The organism is Pseudomonas sp. GW822-FHT01E03, from assembly GCF_058802985.1.
In genome coordinates this window covers 137494-155933 of sequence record NZ_JBXAOQ010000007.1, presented here as the reverse complement: position 1 = coordinate 155933, position 18440 = coordinate 137494, and the positions used below count along the sequence as shown (strand labels likewise).

At 60.2% G+C, this 18440-nt stretch carries 18 protein-coding genes; 10 read left to right on the top strand and 8 right to left on the bottom strand.

What is annotated here, in order from left to right:
- Positions 1 to 552 precede the first annotated feature (552 nt).
- Positions 553 to 846: a fructose-bisphosphate aldolase gene (locus AC1RP7_RS15965; RefSeq protein ID WP_493182642.1), complete on the top strand. Its 294-nt coding sequence runs from the start codon at positions 553 to 555 to the stop codon at positions 844 to 846.
- Positions 847 to 1056: 210 nt separating this feature from the next.
- Entirely contained in the window at positions 1057 to 1764 is a 708-nt protein-coding gene (locus AC1RP7_RS15960) for a CatB-related O-acetyltransferase (protein ID WP_492624317.1), read from the top strand.
- Positions 1765 to 1892: 128 nt separating this feature from the next.
- Here the strand turns inward: AC1RP7_RS15960 and AC1RP7_RS15955 are convergent, their stop codons facing one another.
- The 4 genes from AC1RP7_RS15955 to AC1RP7_RS15940 all read right to left on the bottom strand — a co-directional run bounded on the left by AC1RP7_RS15955 (position 1893) and on the right by AC1RP7_RS15940 (position 7264).
- Positions 1893 to 2441: a cupin domain-containing protein gene (locus AC1RP7_RS15955; RefSeq protein ID WP_007975263.1), complete on the bottom strand. Its 549-nt coding sequence runs from the start codon at positions 2439 to 2441 to the stop codon at positions 1893 to 1895.
- Positions 2442 to 2877: 436 nt separating this feature from the next.
- Entirely contained in the window at positions 2878 to 4161 is a 1284-nt protein-coding gene (locus AC1RP7_RS15950; RefSeq protein WP_493182640.1) for an NAD(P)/FAD-dependent oxidoreductase, read from the bottom strand.
- Positions 4162 to 4212: 51 nt separating this feature from the next.
- A complete protein-coding gene (locus AC1RP7_RS15945; RefSeq protein ID WP_493182638.1) occupies positions 4213 to 5703 on the bottom strand; it encodes an aldehyde dehydrogenase in 1491 nt (496 codons plus the stop codon).
- A 184-nt stretch (positions 5704 to 5887) separates the two neighbouring features.
- On the bottom strand, positions 5888 to 7264 hold the full coding sequence (locus AC1RP7_RS15940; RefSeq protein ID WP_090456168.1) for a glutamine synthetase family protein: 1377 nt from the start codon (positions 7262 to 7264) through the stop codon (positions 5888 to 5890).
- 284 nt (positions 7265 to 7548) lie between these two features.
- Here AC1RP7_RS15940 and AC1RP7_RS15935 point away from each other — a divergent pair, with 284 nt between their 5' ends.
- The 5 genes from AC1RP7_RS15935 to AC1RP7_RS15915 all read left to right on the top strand — a co-directional run bounded on the left by AC1RP7_RS15935 (position 7549) and on the right by AC1RP7_RS15915 (position 12913).
- Entirely contained in the window at positions 7549 to 8310 is a 762-nt protein-coding gene (locus tag AC1RP7_RS15935; protein ID WP_090456170.1) for a gamma-glutamyl-gamma-aminobutyrate hydrolase family protein, read from the top strand.
- 366 nt (positions 8311 to 8676) lie between these two features.
- The gene (potA, locus tag AC1RP7_RS15930; RefSeq protein WP_102672777.1) at positions 8677 to 9819 is read left to right on the top strand and encodes a polyamine ABC transporter ATP-binding protein; all 1143 of its coding nucleotides are present in this window, start codon (positions 8677 to 8679) and stop codon (positions 9817 to 9819) included.
- The gene (locus AC1RP7_RS15925) at positions 9816 to 10730 is read left to right on the top strand and encodes an ABC transporter permease subunit (protein ID WP_150814396.1); all 915 of its coding nucleotides are present in this window, start codon (positions 9816 to 9818) and stop codon (positions 10728 to 10730) included. The genes potA and AC1RP7_RS15925 overlap by 4 nt, the downstream gene beginning before the upstream one ends.
- Complete coding sequence (locus tag AC1RP7_RS15920; protein WP_340316946.1) at positions 10727 to 11611, top strand: ABC transporter permease subunit; 885 nt, start codon at positions 10727 to 10729, stop codon at positions 11609 to 11611. Before AC1RP7_RS15925 ends, AC1RP7_RS15920 begins: the two co-directional genes overlap by 4 nt.
- 204 nt (positions 11612 to 11815) lie before the next feature.
- A complete protein-coding gene (locus tag AC1RP7_RS15915; protein WP_493182636.1) occupies positions 11816 to 12913 on the top strand; it encodes a polyamine ABC transporter substrate-binding protein in 1098 nt (365 codons plus the stop codon).
- 269 nt (positions 12914 to 13182) lie between these two features.
- Here the strand turns inward: AC1RP7_RS15915 and thpR are convergent, their stop codons facing one another.
- Positions 13183 to 13725 carry an RNA 2',3'-cyclic phosphodiesterase gene (gene thpR, locus AC1RP7_RS15910; RefSeq protein ID WP_493182634.1) on the bottom strand — a complete coding sequence of 181 codons (543 nt, stop codon included), beginning with the start codon at positions 13723 to 13725 and terminating at the stop codon, positions 13183 to 13185.
- 122 nt (positions 13726 to 13847) lie between these two features.
- On the opposite strand from thpR, the gene AC1RP7_RS15905 reads away from it, so the two are divergent.
- Positions 13848 to 14042, top strand: a complete 195-nt coding sequence (locus AC1RP7_RS15905; protein ID WP_056727280.1) for a hypothetical protein — start codon at positions 13848 to 13850, stop codon at positions 14040 to 14042.
- Between the two features lie 14 nt (positions 14043 to 14056).
- Here the strand turns inward: AC1RP7_RS15905 and AC1RP7_RS15900 are convergent, their stop codons facing one another.
- Together AC1RP7_RS15900 and AC1RP7_RS15895 are read right to left on the bottom strand one after the other, a co-directional pair.
- Positions 14057 to 14410, bottom strand: a complete 354-nt coding sequence (locus AC1RP7_RS15900) for a DUF1428 domain-containing protein (RefSeq protein ID WP_102671872.1) — start codon at positions 14408 to 14410, stop codon at positions 14057 to 14059.
- Between the two features lie 17 nt (positions 14411 to 14427).
- Entirely contained in the window at positions 14428 to 15492 is a 1065-nt protein-coding gene (locus tag AC1RP7_RS15895) for a hypothetical protein (protein ID WP_493182632.1), read from the bottom strand.
- A 383-nt stretch (positions 15493 to 15875) separates the two neighbouring features.
- Here AC1RP7_RS15895 and AC1RP7_RS15890 point away from each other — a divergent pair, with 383 nt between their 5' ends.
- Positions 15876 to 16136, top strand: a complete 261-nt coding sequence (locus AC1RP7_RS15890) for a hypothetical protein (protein WP_493182630.1) — start codon at positions 15876 to 15878, stop codon at positions 16134 to 16136.
- Positions 16137 to 16174: 38 nt separating this feature from the next.
- Here the strand turns inward: AC1RP7_RS15890 and AC1RP7_RS15885 are convergent, their stop codons facing one another.
- A complete protein-coding gene (locus AC1RP7_RS15885) occupies positions 16175 to 16411 on the bottom strand; it encodes a hypothetical protein (protein ID WP_090456183.1) in 237 nt (78 codons plus the stop codon).
- 179 nt (positions 16412 to 16590) lie between these two features.
- On the opposite strand from AC1RP7_RS15885, the gene AC1RP7_RS15880 reads away from it, so the two are divergent.
- Positions 16591 to 18354, top strand: coding sequence for an L-lactate permease (locus AC1RP7_RS15880; RefSeq protein ID WP_493182629.1), 1764 nt, complete (start codon positions 16591 to 16593; stop codon positions 18352 to 18354).
- Positions 18355 to 18440: the final 86 nt, after the last annotated feature.

The following is an 18440-nucleotide window of genomic DNA, read 5'->3' as shown; positions in this document are numbered from 1 at the left end:
CCAAGCGTAGCAGCCGTGTTGATATCGGCAGGCAATTGCGATGGTAGCAACCCGCCATCCGACGAACGTTCAATCTTGACGTCTGGAAAATTTGTAGGACTTGTCCCTTTGTGGCGAGGGAGCTCGCTCCCGCTGGGCTGCGAAGCGGCCCTGATCCTTTGCAACTCATTTCCTCAGACCCATCGCAGTGCCCGGTTTTACGGTGGCAGAGCCGTCGAACTGGAGCAAGCTCCCTCGCCACAGGGGGCATTTGGCGTCCTACAGGCCGGTTGCAGTGCTGGAGATCGACACCTAATGTGCGCCCGTCGCTGACTTGAATTGGCGACAGGGTTTCGCAGCCCTGTAGATACGTGTAGTAACCTTGCAGTCCATCAAGCCGATGACGGTCGCATCTGCGCCCGCATGTCGCTTTATGGTGGCTGTGTGTGGGAGATCTTCGGGTCTGCCGGGTTCCTCGTATCCTCGGTCTGCGAACCCGCACATAGCTACCACCCCATTCGAATCGCAGCGACCGGGAGTAGTTCTTCTTACAGATACGAGGAAGTTTTACTTATGACGACTAACAGTCCGGATCCCCGCTTCACCCCCATGAAACAAATCTCCACCAGCTACCCCGTCCTCCTCATCGACAGCGACGCCCCGCTGCGCGAACTCCACAACTGCGCCGCCGAACGCCTCAACGCCGTCCTGCAATACCTCAACCTCATGGCCTGCACCAGCCTCCCCGACTACGCCGAAAACGACATCAACACCGTGACCAACATTTCGCGGATTCTGCTTCAGGATGTGCGGGATGTGTTTGGGGTGATCGAGCAGCGAGGGTTTGAGGGGCCGAAGAAGCAGTGACATTGTTCAAGCAAAAAAAACCCGCATTTCTGCGGGTTTTCAATGGCCACCGTTCAGTTGGCTACAGCAGCCATCAGCAGACTGAAACGCGCAAAAACCGTTTTTGAGTAACGTCTAAAAAGTTCATCTACCCCGGCCGATTCATTTAGACTCGCCGTTGGCTCATGGGGCCGGGCCATGCCCGATAACGGATATCCAAGACAGCGGTTCATGAAAACAATAATTAGTTACTTGCGAAATAGTTACTGGAAAAGATGGATCCGCAAACACAAATGCAAAGTGGCGGGCGGTTTATTGTCGCTGCACAAAAGATCGACAGTGACCCTAGAAGAAGGCGTGACGCTTGGGCATGTGGTCATAGAGTCAAAAAAGCTGGAAATCGGTGCGCATACTTATATCCGCAGTGACTGCGTCCTTTCGGCGGTCTCATCCATTGGCAGGTTTTGCTCCATTGGCAGCAGCTGTTTTATCGGCCAACAAAAGAGCTCGCATCCGCTGGACTGGCTCAGTTCACATCCCTTTCAATATACCGACACTGCGCTGGTTTACGACCCGGAGGTTGCGGACATCACGATAGGGCATGACGTCTGGATAGGCCATAGCGCGATGATCCTGGAAGGCGTGACCATAGGCACCGGCGCTGTCATCGCAACCCGCGCCCTGGTTGCCCATGACGTGCCACCGTACGCCATTGTTGCTGGCACCCCGGCAAAAGTTGTCAAGTATCGGCATACACCCGAGTTGATTGAGGCGCTGATCAACAGCAAGTGGTGGGATGTTGATGTCGAGGTACTCAAGACATTACCGCTCAATGACCCGCAAGCCACTTTATCTCTGTTGGCCACCCTGCAGAAAGAAACGCGTGCCGACTACCAACAGATCGAAATAACCCGCAAAGGGTGCAGTATTTCGTCTTGAACATTGGAAATGACCAACACTGCACATTCAAGATGCCCGGCCAAACCAGATTCAAATTATAAAAAAACCCGCATCAGAGGCGGGTTTTAACGGCTGGATCCTGATGATCCCTGCCCGAAAAGCGGTTATCAGAAGTTCGCCGGTGTATTGGCGCTGATGATTTCCGCCTCATCTGCCCCGATATTGCGAAACCGGTGCGGCAAGGTCGTCGGGAAGTAATAGCCGTCCCCGGCGTTGAGCACACTCACCTGGCCATCCACGGTCAACTCCACGGTACCCCGGGTCACCAACCCACACTCCTCGCCTTCGGAATGCACGATCGGCTCTTCGCCGGAGCTTGCGCCCGGTGCGTATTGCTCGCGCAGAAGGCGCATCTGCCGGCTTGGCACGGACGCGCCGATCAGCAGCAAGCGCAGGCCATGGCGGCCGAGGTCAGGCTGTTCGTTGGCGCGGAAGACGTACTGGTGTTCGCGCGGCGGCTGATCGAAGGTGAAGAAGTCGGCCAGGGACATGGGGATGCCCTCCAGCAATTTCTTCAGGGAGCTGACGGAAGGACTGACCCGATTCTGTTCGATCAGGGAGATGGTTGCATTGGTGACGCCGCTACGCCGGGCCAGCTCGCGCTGGGACAGTTTGTAGCTTTCGCGTACTAATTTGAGTCGTGAGCCCGTGTCCATGACAGCCTTATGTGCCAACCCGTAGGAGCGAGCTTGCTCGCGATTGCGATCTGACCTTCAACATTGATGTCGACTCAACCAACGCTTTCGCGAGCAGGCTCGCTCCTACAGGGATAATGGAGGGGTGGAGTGCAGGCGCGGATCACGCCGTTTTCCGGTCCCGGAAACGTGAAAGGCGGCTATTAAATCACGTTTGTTGGTAATGCTCAGCAGGTTCGATAAACGGCTGAAAAAAAGAACCTGTTGATGATAATTCTGGGTCAAGACACAAGACCTGTGGGAGCGAGCTTGCTCGCGATGGCGGCGGGTCAGTCAACATCAATGTCGAATATCAGACCGCTATCGCGAGCAAGCTCGCTCCCACAGGGGATTTGGTGTTTCTGGTATTAAAAAGCCGGCGGCACCCTTTGGGGAGATGCCGCCGGCGAGGTAAAGCTTAGATGCCGAAACGGTCACGCAGCGAGTAGTACACCGCGCCGAGGGCGGTCAACGGCGCCGAGAAGGTACGCCCGCCGATCATCGGCATGTGCGGCAGCGAGGCAAACGCATCGAAGCGTTCGGCGTCGCCACGGATCATTTCCGAGATCAGTTTGCCGGCCAGGTGCGAACAGGTGACGCCGTGGCCGCTGTAGCCCTGCATGTAGTAGGCGTTTTTCTCGATACGGCCGAATTGCGGCATGCGCGACATGGTCAGCAGGAAGTTGCCGGTCCAGCGGTAGTCGATCTTCACGTCCTTCAATTGCGGGAAGGTCTTGAGGATCTTCGGGCGGATCAACTGTTCGATGTCGTCCGGCTCGCGAGCACCGTAGACCACGCCACCGCCGTACAGCAGGCGGTTGTCGGCGGTCAGGCGGTAGTAGTCGAGCAGGTAGTTGCAGTCTTCCACGCAGTAGTTGTTGGTGATCAGGCTTCGGGCCTGCTTTTCAGACAACGGCTCGGTGACGACGATCTGCGAACCGCACGGCATGCTCTTGCTGGTCACGCGGTTGTCCAGGCCTTGCGGCAGGTAGGCGTTACCGGCGATCAGCAGGTACTTGGCCTTCACCACGCCTTTGGCGGTGCGCACGGTGATCGGCTCGCCGTAGGTGATTTCCACCGCCGCCGACTGCTCGTAGATCTTGCCGCCCAGGCCGATGATGGCCGAGGCCTCGCCCAGGGCCAGGTTCAGCGGGTGAATGTGGCCGCCCTGCATGTCCAGCAGGCCGCCGACATAGGCATCGGAACCGATTTCGCGCTTGATGTCGGCCGCGTCGAGCATTTTCAGGTTCTTGTTGCCGTAACGTTCCCAACTCTTCTTCTGTTCGGCCAGGCCCTTGAGTTGCTTTTTGTTCATCGCCGCGAAGATGCCGCCGGGGCGGTAGTCGCACTGGATGTCGTAGTGCTGTATGCGCTGACGGATGATGTCGGCGCCTTCGAAGATCATGCTGCCGAGGACTTCGGCAGTCTTGTCGCCGTAGCGCTCTTCGATGACATCGACGTCGCGGCTATAGGAGTTGACCAGTTGACCACCGTTGCGACCGCTGGCGCCGAAACCGACTTTGGCCGCTTCGAGCACGGTCACGCTGTAGCCCGCTTCGGCGAGAAACAGGGCCGAGGACAGGCCGGTGTAGCCGGCGCCGATCACGCAGACGTCGCAGTCCACCGCCCCTTCCAGCAGCGGGAAATCACCGGTGAAGTTGCGGGTGGCGGCGTAGTAGCTGTTTACATGTGCTTGTTTCATACAGTTCTCCGATGGCCGCCGACAGAGCCGGCGACCGTCGCTTTATTGTTATCAGAGCTTGATCCAGGTCGCCTTGAGTTCGGTGTACTTGTCGAACGCGTGCAGCGATTTGTCCCGACCGTTACCCGACTGCTTGAACCCGCCGAACGGCGCGGTCATGTCGCCGCCGTCGTACTGGTTGACCCAGACGCTGCCGGCACGCAGGCCACGGGCGAAGGTGTGGGCCTTGCTCAGGTTGCTGGTCCATACACCAGCGGCCAGGCCGAAGATGCTGTCGTTGGCAATCGCCAGGGCTTCATCGAAGGTGTCGAAGGTGATGACCGACAGCACCGGGCCGAAGATTTCTTCCCGGGCGATGGTCATGGCGTTGGTCACGCCGTCGAAAATCGTCGGTTCCACGTACTGGCCACCGGTGTCTTCGAGGGTGCGGCTGCCGCCGGCGATCAGTTCGGCGCCCTGCTCTTTGCCGATGCCGATGTAGCGCAGTACGTTGTCCAGTTGACGCTGGTCGACGACCGCGCCGACGGTGGTCGCAGGGTCGAGGGCGTGGCCCGGTTTCCAGGCTTGCAGGGCTTCCACCAACAATGGAATGAATTGCTCGCGAATCGAACGTTCCACCAGCAAGCGAGAACCGGCAGTGCAGACTTCACCCTGGTTGAAGGCGATGCCACTGGCCGCCGCCTGTGCTGCCGCGCGTAGATCCGGCGCGTCGGCGAACACCACGTTCGGGCTCTTGCCCCCGGCTTCGGCCCAGACGCGTTTCATGTTGCTCTGCCCGGCGTAGACCATCAGCTGCTTGGCAATCGCCGTGGAGCCGGTGAAGGCCAGCACGTCGACGTCCATGTGCAACGCCAGTGCCTTGCCGACGGTGTGGCCGTAGCCCGGCAAAACGTTGAACACGCCTTTCGGGATGCCCGCTTCCAGCGCCAGCTGCGCGATGCGGATCGCGGTCAGCGGAGACTTTTCCGAAGGCTTGAGGATGAACGAGTTGCCCATCGCCAGGGCCGGGGCGAATTTCCAGCTGGCCATGATCAGCGGGAAGTTCCACGGCACGATGGCCGCGACCACGCCGGCCGCTTCGCGGGTCACCAGGCCCAGTTGATCCTGGGGCGTGGCGGCGACTTCGTCGTAGATCTTGTCGATGGCTTCGGCGGTCCAGCGGATCGCGTTGGCGGTCGCCGGAATGTCGATGCTCATGGAGTCACTGATCGGCTTGCCCATGTCGAGGGTTTCGAGCAGGGCCAGTTCTTCCTGGTTCGCCAGGATCAGGTCGGCGAAACGGATCAGGATACGCTTGCGCTCGGCCGGGGCCAGGTTGGCCCACACGCCGGACTCGAAGGTGCGGCGCGCCACGGCGACCGCTGCATTGGCGTCGGCTTCGTCGGTGCTGGCGACGTTCGCCAGGAAACGACCGTCCACGGGGCTGATGCATTCGAACGTCGCGCCGCTGGCGGCTGCGCAGTATTGGCCGTCAATGAATGCGCGACCTTCGATGGTTAGGGACTGGAAGCGCTGCTCCCAATCGCTGCGAGTGTTTGTCATGGTTGTGACTCGACGCAGGGGAATAAGAATCTGAAAAGAACCGCAATCCCTGTGGGAGCGAGCTTGCTCGCGATAGCGGTGGGTCAGACGCCATCCATGTTGAATGTGATGGCCTCATCGCGAGCAAGCTCGCTCCCACAGGGTTTGGCGGTGCACACAGGATTTGTGTGTGCCGCCAACGCCGTCAGACAGTGTGCAGGTACCAGTTGTACTCAAGGTCCGAGATGGAGTTCTCGAACTCGGCCAGCTCGCTTTCCTTGCACGCCACGAACACGTCGATGTACATCGGGTCGATGTAGCGCGCCATGACTTCGCTGTCGTCCAGCTCGCGCAGTGCGTCGCGCAGGTTGTTCGGCAGGCTCTGCTCGTTCTGCTCGTAGCTGTTGCCTTCCACCGGGGCGCCCGGTTCGATCTGGTTGGTCAGACCGTGGTGAACACCAGCCAATACCGATGCCATCAGCAGGTACGGGTTGGCGTCGGCACCGGCTACACGATGCTCGATGCGCACAGCGTCCTTGGAGCCGGTCGGTACACGCACGGCCACGGTGCGGTTATCGATTCCCCAGCTCGGCGAGTTCGGTACATAGAACTGTGCGCCGAAACGACGGTACGAGTTGACGTTCGGGCAAAGGAACGCCATCTGCGCCGGCAGGGTCTCGAGCACACCGCCGATCGCGTGTCGCAGCGCGGCGTTCTGCTCGGGATCCTCGCTGGCAAAGATGTTGTTGCCTTCTTTGTCGAGAATCGAAATGTGCACGTGCAGACCGTTACCTGCCTGGCCCGGATACGGCTTGGCCATGAAGGTGGTGTCCATCTCGTGGTCATAGGCGATGTTCTTCACCAGACGCTTGAGCAGGACCGCGTAGTCGCACGCCTTGATCGGGTCAGCCACGTGATGCAGGTTGACTTCGAATTGCGCCGGGGCGCTTTCCTTGACGATGGCGTCAGCCGGGATGCCCTGCTCTTTCGCGCCTTCGAGGATGTCTTGCAGGCAATCGACGTATTCGTCGAGGTCGTCGATCAGGTACACCTGGGTCGACATCGGACGCTTGCCGGACACCGGCGAACGTGGCGATTGCGGACGACCGTTCACGTTGTCCTGGTCGATCAGGTAGAACTCCAGTTCGAACGCGGCGCAGATGGTCAGACCCATGTCGTCGAACTTGCGCACGATATTGGCCAGCACTTCACGCGGGTCGGCGAAGAATGGCTCGCCTTCGATTTCGTGCATGGTCATCAACAGTTGCGCGGTCGGGCGCTTCTGCCATGGCTCGATGCTGAGGGTGCCGGGGATCGGGTAGCAGATCCGGTCGGCATCGCCGATGTCCAGACCCAGGCCGGTGCTTTCCACCGTGGAACCATTGATGTCCAGAGCAAACAGAGAGGCCGGCAGGTTGATGCCTTTCTCGTAAACCTTATGAAGACTGGTGCGCTCGATGCGCTTGCCGCGCACCACACCGTTCATATCCGCAATCAGAAGGTCGACGTACAAAACCTCAGGATGTTTCTTAAGGAATGCGTTTGCTTCGTTGAGTTGAACGGCACGCAGAGGGACCGACATGATGCACCTATTTTTTTACTGTTAATTATTATGTTCACCGCCCTTTCACGAGCCCAGTCAATCCGAAAGGCAAAGTGAAGTCAATAGCGAACACCTGGCCTTTCAACGTTTATTTTCGGGCCTCTCAGGGGGACGAGAGTGCCAGATACGCCCTCAAACACGCGTAAACCCTGAAGATCGGACGTGCGGCGTTTAGAATTTTTTACATGAGAGTTGTTAATTAAAATCAACAAGGCTAAGCTCCGGAAAAGCTCGTTCAAGTGTGAAACTTCGAGGTGATAAAAATGGCACTCAAGCCATTGATCGGCGTTACTGCGTGCGTCAAACAGATTGGCCTGCACCCCTACCACATCAGCGGTGACAAGTACTTGCGTGCTGTCAGCGTTGCGGCGCGGGGGCTGCCTGTCGTTATTCCTTCCTTAGGCGACCTGACCGAAATCGATGACCTGCTGCCGCAGCTCGACGGTCTGTTGCTGACCGGCTCGCCGTCGAACGTGGAACCCTTCCACTATCAAGGCCCCGACAGCGCCCCCGGCACGGATCATGATCCGGCGCGGGATGCCACCACCCTTCCCCTGATCCGCGCCGCTATTGCAGCGGGCGTGCCGGTGCTCGGCATCTGCCGTGGTTTCCAGGAAATGAACGTGGCGTTCGGTGGCAGCCTGCATCAGAAGGTCCATGAGCTGCCTGGCTTGCTCGACCATCGCGAGGCCGACCATCCGGACCTGGCCGTGCAATACGCACCCGCCCATGAGGTGAATGTGCAGCCCGGCGGTGTGTTCGAAGCGCTGGAGCTGCCTGCGGTGTTCCAGGTGAACTCGATTCACAGCCAGGGCATCGACCGCCTCGCGCCCGGCCTGCGCGCCGAAGCCGTCGCGCCCGATGGCCTGATCGAGGCGATCTCCGTCGAGCACAGCAAGGCCTTTGCCCTCGGCGTGCAATGGCACCCGGAATGGCAAGTGCTGAACAACCCTCCTTATTTGAGTATTTTCCAGGCGTTCGGCGAAGCCTGCCGGCAACGGGCGGCACTGCGTCACTCGAGCTGACGACCTGATACCCACATTCAACGATTGACTGCCCAACGCGAGCGGGCAGGCGCTTGTGCGTGCCCCGCTCGCGAAAACAACACACTGCAATAACAACAAGTACGACCAGGCAGCCAGGATGGCGGCGCCGAATAAACCCGAGCGGTATGGGTGAGTTCGATCAGCAAACGCAAATCCCTGTGGGAGCGAGCTTGCTCGCGATAGCGATGTGTCAGGTGACATCAATGTCGATTGTGCCGGCCTCATCGCGAGCAAGCTCGCTCCCACAGGGTCTGCGTTCTGACCGAAGTCCCCGATACGGGTTTGCAATCCACTATTAAGCCGGGCCGTGTTGGCCGGGCGACTGAAACCTGTTGGGAGTTTCACATGGCAAACGCCTCCAGCATCTACAGGAAGGCTCTTGAGGGTCACCAGGCACCGAAAAAGGTGTTGGTGAAAATCGATCGCGTCACCAAGAAGTTCGACGAAACCATCGCTGTGGACGATGTGTCCCTGGAAATCCACCAGGGTGAAATCTTCGCCCTGCTCGGTGGTTCCGGTTCCGGCAAATCGACCCTGCTGCGCATGCTCGCCGGTTTCGAGCGCCCGACCGAAGGCCGGATTCTGCTCGACGGTGTCGACATCACCGACATGCCGCCGTACGAACGACCGATCAACATGATGTTCCAGTCCTACGCGCTGTTCCCGCACATGACGGTAGCGCAGAACATCGCCTTCGGCCTCAAGCAGGACCGTTTGCCAGCGGCCGAAATCGACGCCCGGGTGCAGGAGATGCTGCGCCTGGTGCACATGACCCAGTACGCCAAGCGCAAGCCGCACCAACTGTCCGGCGGCCAGCGTCAGCGCGTGGCCCTGGCCCGTTCCCTGGCCAAGCGTCCGAAGCTGCTGCTGCTCGACGAACCGATGGGCGCACTGGATAAAAAGCTGCGTTCGCAGATGCAATTGGAGCTGGTGGAGATCATCGAGCGCGTGGGCGTGACCTGCGTGATGGTGACCCACGACCAGGAAGAGGCCATGACCATGGCCCAGCGCATCGCGATCATGCACCTGGGCTGGATCGCCCAGATCGGCAGTCCGGTGGACATTTATGAAGCACCGGTCAGCCGCATGGTCTGCGAATTCATCGGCAACGTGAACGCCTTCGACGGCACCGTGGTCGAGGACCTGGAAGGTCACGCGATCATCCACAGCCCGGACCTGGAGCAGAAGATCTACGTCGGTCACGGCGTCAGCACTTCGGTGCAGGACAAGTCGATCACCTACGCGATCCGCCCGGAAAAACTGCTGGTCAGCACCGTCAAGCCGGATAACCGCTACAACTGGTCCGCTGGCAAAGTGCATGACATCGCCTACCTGGGCGGGCACTCGGTGTTCTACGTCGAACTGCCTGGGGGCAAGATCGTCCAGTCGTTCATGGCCAACGCCGAACGCCGTGGTGCGCGTCCGACCTGGGACGATCAGGTCTACGTGTGGTGGGAAGACGACAGCGGCGTGGTACTGCGCGCATGAAAACCTTCAATCAGCAATTCCTGAGGTGGGTCCCCAGCGGGCGCAAGTTCGTCATCGGGATTCCGTTCATCTGGCTGTTCCTGTTCTTCATGTTGCCATTCTTCCTGGTGATGAAGATCAGCTTCTCGGAAGCAGCCCTGGCCATTCCGCCCTACTCGGAGATCTACACCTTCGCCGAGCAGAAATTCCAGCTGTTGCTCAACATCGGCAACTACACCCTGCTGGGCGAGGATGAGCTGTACCTGTCTGCCTACCTGGGCTCGTTGAAGGTGGCATTTTTCAGCACCGTGATGTGCCTGGTGATCGGTTTCCCGATGGCCTACGCCATCACCAAGGCCAGCAAGGAAGCGCAGAACGTGCTGATGCTGCTGATCATGATGCCGACCTGGACCGCGATCCTTATCCGCGTTTATGCGTGGATGGGCATCCTCAGCAACAACGGCCTGCTCAACGGGTTCCTGATGTGGACCGGGCTGACGTCGCACCCGATCGAGATCCTCAACACCAACATCGCCGTCTACATAGGCGTCGTCTATGCATACCTGCCGTTCATGGTGCTGCCGCTGTACGCCAACCTGGTCAAACATGACCAGAGCCTGCTGGAGGCCGCATCGGACCTGGGTTCGAGCACCTTCAACAGCTTCTGGAAAATCACCGTGCCTTTGGCCAAGAACGGCATCATCGCCGGTTGCATGCTGGTGTTCATTCCGGTGGTTGGTGAGTTCGTGATTCCGGAACTGCTGGGCGGCCCGGAAACCCTGATGATCGGCCGTGTGTTGTGGCAAGAGTTCTTCAACAACCGCGACTGGCCAGTGGCGTCCGCCCTGGCGGTGGTCATGCTGTTGATCCTGATTGTGCCAATTCTGCTGTTCAACCGCAGCCAGGCCAAAGAGATGGAGGCACGGGGATGAAACGCTTCGGATTTTCAAAGTTCATGCTGATTTTCGGCCTGTCGTTTATCTACCTGCCGATGCTGATTCTGGTGATCTACTCGTTCAACGCCTCCAAGCTGGTGACGGTGTGGGGTGGCTGGTCGATCAAGTGGTACGCCGGTTTGCTCGACAACAGCCAGTTGATGGGTTCGGTGCTGCGCTCGCTGGAAATCGCCTGCTACACCGCGATTGCGGCAGTCGCACTAGGGACGCTGGCGGCGTTCGTCCTGACGCGCGTCACACGCTTCAAGGGCCGCACGCTGTTCGGTGGCCTGGTCACCGCGCCGCTGGTGATGCCTGAAGTGATCACCGGCCTGTCGCTGTTGCTGCTGTTCGTGGCCATGGCGCAGTTGATCGGCTGGCCGATGGAGCGTGGCATCGTCACGATCTGGATCGCCCACACCACGTTTTGTGCCGCCTATGTGGCGGTGGTAGTCTCCGCCCGCCTTCGCGAACTGGACCTGTCCATCGAAGAAGCGGCCATGGACCTGGGTGCGAAGCCGTTCAAGGTGTTTTTCCTGATCACCATTCCGATGATCGCGCCGTCACTGGCGGCCGGCGGCATGATGTCGTTCGCCCTGTCGCTGGATGACCTGGTGCTGGCGAGCTTCGTGTCCGGCCCGGGTTCCACGACCCTGCCGATGGAGGTGTTCTCGGCGGTGCGTCTGGGCGTAAAGCCCGAGATCAACGCCGTGGCCAGCCTGATCCTGTTGGCAGTGTCGATCGTGACCTTCATGGTCTGGTACTTCAGCCGTCGTGCCGAAGCCACCCGCAAGCGCGCGATCCAGGAAGCCATGGACCAGACCGCCAGCGAATCCTGGCAGCAACCTGAAAAGAAAATGCTGGAAGCCACCGCCTAAGACGCTGTGGTTTGCTCTTTGTGGCGAGGGGGCTTGCCCCCGTTCGGCTGCACAGCAACCGTAAAACCAGTGCGTTCGGTGTAACTGAAACACCGCGAAATCCGGTTTTGGGGCCGCTGCGCGACCCAACGGGGGCAAGCCCCCTCGCCACAGGTGTTGTGTTCACTGTTTTGTGTTTTTGAATAAAAAAATGGAGTTGTACCGATGAAAATGTTTGGCAGGACTCTGCTGACACTGTCCTTATTGGGCGCAATCGCCACCGGCGCCCAGGCCAATGACAAGGTTCTGCGCGTCTATAACTGGTCGGATTACATTGGCCCGGACACCGTCAAGAAGTTCGAGGAAGAGACTGGCATCCAGGTCACCTACGATGTCTTCGACAGCAACGAAACCCTTGAGGCACGCCTTCTGGCGGGCAAATCCGGCTACGACATCGTCGTGCCGTCCAACAGCTTCCTGGCCAAGCAGATCAAGGCCGGTGTCTATCAGGAACTGGACAAGTCGAAGCTGTCGAACTGGAAAAACCTCAACCCGGTGCTGCTGAAAAACGCCTCCGCGAGCGATCCCGACAACGCCCACGCCATCCCGTACATGTGGGGTTCGATCGGCATCGGCTTCAACCCCCAGAAGGTCAAGGAAGTGCTCGGCGCCAACGCCCCGACCAACTCCTGGGACCTGCTGTTCAAACCGGAAAACGCCGAGAAGCTGAAAGCCTGCGGCATCAGTTTCCTCGATTCGCCGACTGAAATGATCCCGACCGCCCTGCACTACCTGGGCTACCCGGTGAACGATCAGGACAAACAGCACATCGCCGAAGCCGAGGCGCTGTTCATGAAGATTCGCCCGAACGTGGCGTACTTCCATTCGTCGAAATACATCTCGGACCTGGCCAACGGCAACATCTGCGTGGCCGTCGGTTACTCCGGCGACGTGCTGCAGGCCAAGGCCCGCGCCCAGGAAGCCGGGGACAAGGTGAAGATCGACTACATCATCCCGAAAGAAGGCGCCGCCAGTTTCTACGACATGCTCGCCATCCCGCGCGATGCCGCCAACGTCGAGAACGCGTACCTGTTCATGAACTTCCTGATGCGCCCCGACGTGATTGCCGACATCACCAACAACATCGGCTACAGCAACGCGAACGCTGCGGCCACGCCACTGGTCGATGAAGCGATCCGCAACGATCCGGGCTCCTACCCGCCGGAAGCGGTGATGGCCACGCTCTATGCCGTGCCGGACCAGCCGATTGCCGTCCAGCGGATCATGACCCGTGGCTGGACCAAGGTGAAGTTGGGCCAGTAATTCACTCAGTTGATCTGCTGAGCCTGAGATTGCCATCGCGAGCAAGCTCGCTCCCACAGTGGTCCGTGTTGAACCAATGATGTGCGAACGACGCTCCCCCCCTGTGGGAGCGAGCTTGCTCGCGATGAGGCCAGAACAGCCAGCACACATTTCAGCTTTACCCATTTCCGTTCACGCAGCGCCTTACCACCGCTGCCTCTCCTGCAAGTAGAACGGCCTCACCTGGCTCCCTCGGTTCAGGTGAATTTTGGCGCCCTCGGGCGCCTTTTTTATTGGGGATCGATCAAAGGCCATTCGGCCAGCGCCCGATAGCGGCCCTTGTGGGATTCGAACAGGGTGAACCGGTCGGCACGCAGGAAGAATTCCGGCGCCGTTGCGGACTCCGGCACCGGTGCCCGATAGTCCCGCGCCAGGGTCAGGTGCGGACGGTATTCCCTTGGGGCTTGCTCCAGGCCGAACGGCAACATCGCCTGTTCCAGGGCATACACCAGGCGCAACAATGCCGGGGGCGCCTGCTCCGGTGCGAGCACCAGCGCCCCTGCCCTGCGCCACACGTCCAACCGATCCAGCACCACCGTCAAGCGCTCGCCCGGTGTACGGATCGCCGCCGCAGCGGTACAGATATCAGCAATCTGCGCCGTGCCCACCGCCCCCAAAAACTTCAGCGTCAGGTGAAAGTTTTCCACCGGCACCGGCCGTCCGTTGCGCAGTTGCAGCGCACTGCGCCACTGCGCTATCTCCCGGCGCTGGGCCGGGGCGCAGTTCAGCGCAAAGAACAGACGCTTGAACGGCTCGCGGGATTCGTCGTTCATGCCGGACACCTCGTGGGAAGACTGCCTGAGTGTACTCAACACCCGCCTGCCGACCAGCGCATTTCTGTCATCGTGGGGCAGGCGCGTTATAGTTTTAGCATCCCGAAAAACCGGAGGGGGCCATGCGACAGATCATCAGCAAGGAACCATGGTGGGCCAGACCGCCCGAGCCCGGCCAGGATGAACTCAAGCTGGAATGGGGCTGGCTGGTGCACTACAGCGAAGGCGAGCCGCGCTTCGAGTTCATCCGCGAGCGGCCGACGGACGACGAGATCCGCCAGCGCAAGAGTTGCAGGATCACCCCGACGCCGGAGTGACCCCGCGTGCGGCGTCAGGCCTGGAAGAGCAATTCGAACCCGCCGTACACCATGCGCTGGCCATCGAAGGGCATCGGATTGACGTCCGGCTTCATGCGCGGGTCCTGCATCATCTTGTCCATTCCGGCATTGCGCCTGGCCTTGTCCGGCCAGACGATCCAGCCAAAGGCAACGGTTTCGCCTTCCTTGAGCTTCACCGACATTGGAAACGAGGTGACCTTGCCTTCCGGGACATCCTCGCCCCAGCATTCGACCACGCTCAAGGCACCGTTTTCCTTGAAAATCGAGGCGGCGATTTCGGCGTGTTTGATGTATTGCTCACGGTTGGCGGTGGGTACGGCAGCGATAAAACCATCGACATAAGACATGAGTATTTCTCCTTGGGTCATGGGGTGTTCTGCTGGGTAGTCGATTGCGCTGGCGTCCAATCGACAGCGCCGGTACTCAAACCGACCGGTGGTTCAGTACTCACCGCCAGGCTGCCTTCGATCTGCCCCGCCATGTAAAGCGTGCCAGCCATGACGCCGGTGGTCGGGTTCTGCACCAGTTTGAGCCAGGCCTTGTCGAAGGTATTGCCCAGGCTGCTGCGGATCAGCGCCTCGCTGTCGGGCCGGTCATTGGCCTGAATCAGTGCGCGAATGCCCGCCACCCCTATCGTGATCAAGCCACCGGCGAGTCTCCCGGCTGCCGCGGCCACGGCGCTGGCGGCCCCGCGCGGGGCCATCTCGGCTTCCATCCGCCGGCTGGCGCGCCTGGCCACCGGCGCCATCGCGGTGTCAGTCGAACCCACCCCCTTGTCGCCACCGGCCTTGTGGATTTTGTCGACCAGCGCGGCGAAGGCCGGCAAGGTGATCAGCGATTCGGTGTGCACGATCTGGTACAACGAGGCGTCCCGCGCTGGCGGCGGCCCGAGGGCGATGGCCGGGATTTTCTGGATGCGCCCGTTGAGCTGGGCCATCGGCACGCCGTGGCGGGTGGAGGTTTTCTGCAGCTCTTCCTTGAGGATGTCGACGTAGAACGCCGCTGCCAGACCGAGAATCGCATCGGGATCGACTTCCAATGCCGCCGGGGCCAGGACCTTCTCCTGATAGGCTTCGAGCAGGTACGCCGCCAGGCGTTTTTCCGATGCGTCCTGCTCACCCTTGGCGCTGAGGGTGTACCAGCTGACCTTCACCGACAGCCATTCCTGGGTCCAGTAGCTGCTGAACCACGGAATGAAATTCTGTTCGGTCAACTCATAGACCCGTGTGCGCCAGTACTCCATGGCGCCGCGGGCGTAGATTCTGGTTTGCTCGGTGGCTGACTGCGACGCAGCGACGATCTCCCGGTCCACTTGCTGCCAGGTGCTCGTTGAGACGATGACCGGCGCCACTTCCACTGGCGCACGCGGCGGTGTGGCGCACCCCGCCAACACCACCAGCACGGCGACGATCAGCGAACGCAGGCTCAAGATTGCGACTTCCCGCAGTGTGCACCGGACGAAATGCCCGACACTCGAAACCATCGGTTTAAGTATAGGTGGCGGTGCCCTTGAGGCCGCCTTCGCGAGCAAGCCCGCTCCCACCCTGGTCGGCGGTGAACCTGTGGGAGCGGGCTTGCTCGCGAAGGGGTCCGCATCAACAACACAAAAACCACCATCACTTGCGTCGATATTCACCATCGCCGCGATTGCCTTCCGCTTGAACGCCGTCAGCGTAGGATCAATTCCAAGCCAACACGAAACCCCGAATCGGAGGGGAACCTCATGCTGATCCATCTGCTGACCTGCCTGACCCTGACGGCGTTCACATTGAGTGTGTTTGCCTGGTACGTCCTGAGCGAGGAACAAACATCATGATTCACACTGTCACCCTCGCCGTACGTTTTCCGGTGTTCGGCAACAATTTCTACGCGCAGGAATTCGAGTCACGTAAAGAGTTGACTCTTCTGTTCGACGAGAAGTTCGAGGCGTTGCTGATCCCGGCAGCCGATCTTCACTTCAGCAACGAAGTGGTCGGGCTCAATGATCAGTTCCGTTTTTTGAATGACGTGCTGGTCGAGCATCTGCTGGACGTCGAACTGGCAAAAGGCTCGGCCCGTTCGTTCGGGTTCTGACAGCGACCGCCGGTCGCCCGGGCACGGACGGCAACCGCTCACAACGTTCGCTGGCTATTGCCGATCCCCTTGGCAATATCAATCCCCCAATCCATCGCCGCTTCCATGTCCAGCATGTGCGGCCGCGGGTCGTGGTTCTCATCGATGGCCGAGCCGTCCGGCCGATAGACACCGATGAACATGCCCAACGAACCGTCCTTCAATATCTCTGCCTTGACTTTGATGTTGCATCCGTTCGATAGCGTTTCCTTGTGCTCCATATGGCGCTCGGTCATGACTGCATTGCTCCCCTGACTGAATTCAAACCCTACTGGCCATGCTAGCTCAGCCCTCCGGAATGCGCCGATTGGCAGGACCGGAGGCCGGCCCTGACAGCGGCGCAACGCCACCTATACTCAAGGCCACCTTCCCTCAGGGGATCTGCACGTCCAACAATAAAAAGCAGAGGTGGAACATGGTCTGGCAGCAAGTCTACGATCCGTTCGGTAACCCGGTGCTTTCAACGCTCATGGCGGCTGTGCCGGTGGTGGTGATGCTGGCGGCCCTCGCGTTTTTTCATATCAAGGCGCACTTGGCGGCGTTGCTCGCCCTGGTCTCGGCCTTGCTGATCTCGATCTTCGCCTTCGGCATGCCGGCGAACATGGCCGGTTCCGCGGCGCTGTTCGGTGCGGCCAACGGCCTGCTGCCGATTGGCTGGATCGTGTTGAACATCATCTTCCTGCATCGCCTGACCACCGAGAACGGTTCGTTCAAGGTGTTGCAAGACTCCCTGGCGCGCATCACCGATGACCGGCGCCTGCAATTGCTGCTGATCGCCTTCTGCTTCGGGGCGTTTTTCGAGGGCGCCGCCGGTTTCGGTACGCCGGTGGCGGTGACCGGGGCGATTCTGATCGGGCTGGGGTTTTCGCCGCTCGCCGCTTCAGGGCTGGCACTGATCGCCAACACCGCCCCCGTGGCGTTCGGCGCCCTCGGCACACCGATCATCACCCTGGCCAAGGTCACCGGACTGGATGAAATGGAGCTGTCGATGATGGTCGGCCGGCAGTTGCCGTTCTTCTCGGTGCTGGTGCCGTTCTGGTTGATCTGGGCCTTTGCCGGCTGGCGCAAGATGGTGGAAATCTGGCCGGCGATCCTGGTGGCCGGGGTCAGTTTTGCCGTGCCGCAGTTCCTGGTGTCCAACTATCACGGGCCGATGCTGGTGGACGTGATCGCCGCACTGATTTCCATGGCCTGCCTGACCGGTTTCCTCAAGATGTGGAAACCGGCCACCGTGCATACCTCCGCCGCCCTGTCCGGCCGGGTCGACAACTCGAAGATCGACGCCGAGCACGACGAAAAGCCTGTACCCACTGCAACCTTTGCCAATGAAGCAAAACCGGCAGTGATGCGGGCGTGGATGCCGTGGCTCATCCTCACGGTCTTCGTGTTCATCTGGGGCACCCAGGGCTTCAAGAACACCTTCGACACCCGCCCCGCCATCGACCCGCAAACCAGTGCCGCCAAGCTCGATCCTCAGGGCAAGCCGATGCGCGAGGCGAACCCGCTGTTTGCGCCGGTCGTGACCTTCACCACCCTGCACTTGCAGGTCGAGAAAGTCCCGCCCGTGGTGGCCGCGCCGAAAACCGAAGAAGCGGTGTACAAGTTCACCTGGTTCACCGCCACCGGCAGCGGCATTCTGCTGGCGGCGATTGTCGGCGGTTTGCTGATGGGGTACTCGATCCCGCAACTGATTCACCAGTACCTGCGCACTTTGTGGGTGGTGCGTTATTCGCTGATCACCATAGTGGCGATGCTCGCGCTGGGCTTCCTCACGCGCTACTCGGGCCTGGATGCGACCATGGGCCTGGCTTTCGCCGCGACGGGCATTTTCTACCCGATGTTCGGCACCCTGCTCGGCTGGCTCGGCGTGGCGTTGACAGGTTCAGACACCGCGTCCAACGTGCTGTTCGGCGGCCTGCAACGGGTGACGTCCGAGCAGTTGGGTATCAGCCCGGTGTTGATGGCTGCAGCCAACAGTTCCGGCGGGGTCATGGGCAAGATGGTCGACGCCCAGTCGATCGTGGTCGCCTCCACCGCCACCCGCTGGTACGGCCATGAAGGGGAAATCCTGCGCTACGTGTTCTTCCACTCGATTGTGCTGGCGATCCTGGTCGGTGGCCTGGTGACGCTGCAGGCCTACGTCGCACCGTTCAGCCATATGGTGGTGGGCGGACATTGATCCCTGTGGGAGCGAGCTTGCTCGCGATGGCGGAGTGTCATTCAACATAGATGTCGACTGGTCTGCCGCTATCGCGAGCAAGCTCG